The organism is Shouchella xiaoxiensis (assembly GCF_016907895.1).
GTDB lineage: Bacteria > Bacillota > Bacilli > Bacillales > Bacillaceae_D > Shouchella > Shouchella xiaoxiensis.
In genome coordinates, this window is sequence record NZ_JAFBCV010000036.1 from 1 (window position 1) to 5279 (window position 5279).

Annotated in this window: 3 protein-coding genes; all 3 read right to left on the reverse strand. The window is 33.1% G+C overall.

Annotated features, from left to right (window positions below):
* Nucleotides 1–1434: condensation domain-containing protein (locus JOC54_RS22785; RefSeq protein ID WP_239586901.1), on the reverse strand; the 1434-nt coding region annotated here is incomplete at its 3' end.
* Nucleotides 1431–4796, reverse strand: coding sequence for a non-ribosomal peptide synthetase (locus tag JOC54_RS22790; RefSeq protein WP_204469449.1), 3366 nt, complete (start codon nt 4794–4796; stop codon nt 1431–1433). The genes JOC54_RS22785 and JOC54_RS22790, both read right to left, overlap by 4 nt.
* Nucleotides 4797–4809: 13 nt before the next feature.
* A partial coding sequence (locus JOC54_RS22795) for a phosphopantetheine-binding protein (protein ID WP_239586903.1) occupies nt 4810–5279 on the reverse strand: 470 nt, incomplete at its 5' end.

Genomic DNA, 5279 nt, shown 5'->3' on the forward strand with positions numbered 1-5279 from the left:
AAATTCAGATAGTTTATATTCTGGATGGTTTACAACCTCTTCTAGCAATATTTGAAAATGGTTAATCATCTTGTTCATCATAGATTCTTCAAATAAATCTACATTATATTCCCAAGCCACCGATAAGTGATCCTCCAATTCAGTAGCTCTGACAGTTAAATCAAATTTAGATATTCCAGGATCCAGTTCTCGTACAGACATATTTAAATTCGACAGTTCATTCAAAGGTGTAGGAGAATTTTGCAATACAAACATTATCTGAAATAAGGGGTGGCGACTTAAGTCTCTGACCGATTCAAGATTTTCTACTAACTTTTCGAACGGTATATCTTGATGTTCATAAGCATCCAGAGTAACTTTCTTTACTTTTGATAATAATTCAAAAAAATTAGTTTCATCAGTAAAATCTGTATACAGAACAAGTGTATTCATCAATAAACCGATTATTGGTTCTAATTCATACTTTTTTCTATTAGCAACTGGTGACCCTATAACAATTTTTTTCTGCTCTGTATACCGATACAGTAGTAATTTTAGTACCGATAATAAAAGCATGTATAAAGTAACATCTTCTTTTTTACTTAAGTCCTTTAACTTGCTCAGAAGTTCTTTTGACAATTGGAAGTAAATTGTCTTACCCTCAAATGTTTGTATATATTTCCTTTTTTTACTATTAGGAATTTCAACTGAAGATGGCGCTTCACTCAGATGATTCTTCCAATATGCGATAAGTGAATGGAGCTTTTCCCCTTTAAGCAAATTACGCTGCCAATTTGCATAATCTCCGTATTGGATAATATTTCTTTTATAGGAACGTATTTTTTTTTCAGCGATTCCTCCGTTTACATAGTATTCATATGCTTGAGTAAGATCTTTAAGAAATATACCTAATGACCAACCATCAAAAACCATATGATGTAAACATACCAATAAAACATGTTCATTATCTTCCAAGCATATTAATTGAAGTTGAATAAGGGGACCCTTCTCCAAATCAAACATTTTACAAGAAATTACCTTTTCATAATTCTTAAGTTTAGTTCGCTGTTCCACAGAAGATAATTTTCTTAAATCAACTACTCTTAATTTCAAATACTGATTTCCAAGAACAGTTTGAATGATTTCACCATTAACACTTCTGAACACTGTTCTTAAGGATTCATGGTTTTCAATAATCTTATTTATGCTTTTTTCCAACCAATTTATATTCAGATCCCCATATAAACGTACAGAAGCAGGCATATTAAAAATAGGTAGATTTGGTTCTAACTGTTGGACAAACCAGAACCTTTCTTGTGCAAAGGACAGAGGAGCAAACTCGACTGATTCTCTTGGTTTAATTTTAGTGTCATTCTCTAAAAGTCCTTCCTCATCAAGTAATTTATCTAATAACAAAAGCTTTGCAGACGATAATTTCCCCTTAGAGTTACTCAACTTCTCTCCTCCTTTGTTTCAATTTTTTTATCCAACATTAATTGTGCTTGATCCTCAGTTAATTCATTTACTCTCATCATAATATCTGAAATTTTCTCTATTTTTTCTTTTTCTATTGGGTTTACGAATAATATACGATTAGTACCTTCAATTGTTGGATTTTGAAAGAAATATGTTAACGGATAATCCACACGGAAAATTTTTTCTATTCGAGAAACTACCTGTGTTGCTAACAAAGAATGTCCCCCTATTTCGAAAAAGTTATCACTCACTCCAACCTTATTAACGCTAAGCACATCTTCCCAAATATCAGCTAAAATTAATTCCACCGGTGTAACTGGCTTTTTATAATCATTTATGTTACCATTCAGTGAAAAATCAGGTTTAGGCAACTCCCTTTTATTTACTTTTCCACTCACTGTTAAAGGCATCGTTTCTAAATATAAGAATTTAGTGGGCACCATATATTTGGGCATATATTTTTCCAAATAAGTTCTAAGTAAGTTCTCATTAATATTAGTACCACTCTCCGTCGTAAGAAATGCTGCAATACGTAAATCAGTCTCCTTTTGTTTATGCACTGTAACAGCTACTTGTTTCACATCATCATATGTACTAATAGCTGCTTCAATCTCTCCCAACTCAACACGCTGACCCCTTATTTTAATTTGGTCGTCAATTCTTCCTAAGTAGTCAATATTCCCATCAGGTTTATAGCGAGCCAAGTCCCCTGTTTTATATAATTTACTTTTTGGCTTAAATGGATTTGGTATGAAGTTTAAATCCGTCAAGCTGCTCTGGTTATAATACCCTCTTGCAATTTGGGCTCCTCCAATATACAACTCTCCCTTAACACCTACAGCCACGGGTTTTAAATATTTATCCAATATATAGATTTGGGTATTCGCTAAGGGTTTTCCGATGGGTACTCTCCCATCCATAATTGAAACTTTTCCAATCGGTTCGCATTTCCAGCTTGTAACGTCAATCCCTGCCTCTGTTGGTCCATATAAATTATATAAAGTAGCAGTAGATTTCTCATAAAAAAGACTAACATCCTTAACTGTTAAGGCTTCTCCACTACAAAAAACTCTTTTCAATGCGCAACATGAATTTAAACCGCCAAAATTCATAAATATTCGTAACATAGAAGGAACAAAATGTATTGTTGTTATTTTTTTGGCCTTAATTAGCTTCGAAATGTATTTTGGGTCTTTATGCCCTTCTGGACACGCAACTACCATAGTGGCACCTGAAATAAGTGGCCAGAAAAGTTCCCAAAAAGAAACATCGAAAGTATAAGGTGTTTTTTGTAAAACCCTGTCATCTTTACTTAATTTATATTCGTTTTGCATCCAGATAATTCGATTAGCAATTCCTCTTTGAGTATTCATAACTCCTTTTGGTGTACCTGTTGTACCGGATGTATATATAACATAAATAAGATCGTCTGGCATTAACTTGGTCATTAAATTATGTTCACTTTCAAATTCCCAAAGAGATTTATTTACATCAACTAAAACCTTAGAGATTGTAATAAAAGAAGTATCAATATGAGATTGACTAAGAATAATAGATAAATTTGCATCATCTACGATTGTTCTGATGCGTTCATTTGGTGATGTTGGATCAATTGGAACATACGCCCCCCCCGCTTTCAATATAGCTAACAATGAGATAACCATATCGAGGGACCGTTCCATAATAACCCCTACTAAATGATTTGGTTTAACGCCTGCTTTCACTAAATATCTCGCGAGTTTATTCGCCCTTTTGTTTAGTTCTTCATAAGTTACTTCTTGTTCTTCAACTATCACTGCTGTTTGATTTTTGTTTACCTTTGTAGTTTCTTCAAATAGTTGGTGAATAAAAACGTTCTCCGGAAGAGGAGTGTACGTATCATTCCACGTCTCTAATATTTTAAATTCTTCCTCTTTAGAAAAAAAAGAAATATCGGAGATTTTCCTATCTGGTCGTTCTGATAGCTCTTCTAATAATCTCTCAAAATGCGTTAACATTTTCTCCATGATATTCACTTCAAATAGACTTGTATTGTATTCCCAATATATATTTAAATGATCGTTTGTTTGTGCTATTCTTACTGATAAATCAAATTTCGATGTTCCATTATCTAATTCTTTTATATTTAAAGATAAGTTAGGTATTTCAATGACTGATGATTCTTGAAAAACAAACATAACTTGAAATAAAGGGTGAGAACTCATATCACGAGTTAAATTCATTTTTTCCACCAATTTCTCAAAGGGCAAATCTTGATGGGAATAAGCATTTAAAGTTATTTGTTTTAAATCATCTAATAAATTTAAAAAATTCACATCACCTTTTACTTTGGAAAAGATGGGTAAAGTGTTCATAATTAGACCGATTAGTGGGTTTAGTTCTCTACAATGGCGATTCGCAACCGGCGTCCCTACAACTAATTTTTCTTGACCACTATATTTATATAGTAAAATCTTGAGTGCAGCTAATAGAACCATATACATAGTTACACCTTGCTCCTGACAAATGTTTTCTAATCGATTTTTTATCGAGCTTCCAATATTTGAATGGAGAGTTTTGCCTTCGTATGCCTGAATAGAAGGTCGGGGAGTTTTGTAAGGTAAATTGATACTTGTTGGCGCATCCTTTAAATGTTCTCCCCAATAATGAAACAATCCCTCCAAATAGTTATTATTTAAAAATTTCCCTCTTTGCCAAACCACAAAATCTCCATACTGAATATCTAATTTCGGCAAACTAGGTTTTTGGCCTCTAGAGTAATGAATGTAACAAAATACTAGTTCTTTAAGGAATAGCCCCATCGACCATCCATCAAAAACTAAGTGATGAATGACAAGTAACAAAATATGCTTACCATCATTCAGTTTAATTAGATGTGCCCAAATTAATGGGCCTTTCTCCAAATCAAATTCACGTTTTGATTCCTCCTTTAATTTGGAATCTACCATTTGTCTTTGAATAGGATCCTTTAAATTTGTAAGGTCTGTAACTTCAATGTCTAGAACTAACTCTGGAATGACTATTTGTTCGTTTCCTTGAATAACAGTTCTTAAAGCCTCATGTCGCCAGATAATAGTATTTATACTCTGCCTTAATGCATTAATGTCTAAAATCCCTTTTAACTCAATAGCACCAGGCACATTATAAACATATTTTTTTGCACTTATTTGGTTGACAAACCAAATACTTTCTTGCGAGAATGACAAAGGTATTGGCTCTTGTAGATTTCTTTTATTTATAAGTTTCTTATTAGAATGCTGATTAGAATTCCCTTTTAATCTTTTCTCTAACAAATCATTCTTAGACTTTGAAAGTTCACCTGAAAAGCGATTCTTCTCCACACTTTTCACCCCATTACTCATCTTCATATTCTTTTAAAGCGCTTAAGACCTCTTGTTCATCCATCTTTTCTATTTCTTTCATAATTTCTCCTGTAATAACATTTCCTAAACTTTCTACATTTAAATTATTAAAAGTTTTCTGTAAAGGTAAATCAATATCAAAATACTCAACCACTCTTGAATGAACTTCTGTTAATAGTAAAGAATGTCCACCTATTTCAAAGAAATTTTCTTTCACACCAATAGTATCTATGCCTAGTATTTCGCTCCATATAGTTACCAGTGCACCCTCTACTTCGTTTCTAGGGGCCACATACTCTTTTTCTATTCCCCAATGGTCCTCTATTTTAGGCAGTGCCTTTCTATCCACTTTCCCATTGGCTGTGATTGGCATTTCCTCTAAAGGGAGGATGGATGTAGGTATCATATATTCTGGCAGTTGTGCCTTTAACATTTCGTTAACTTCCTTTAGCGTTTCTTCTT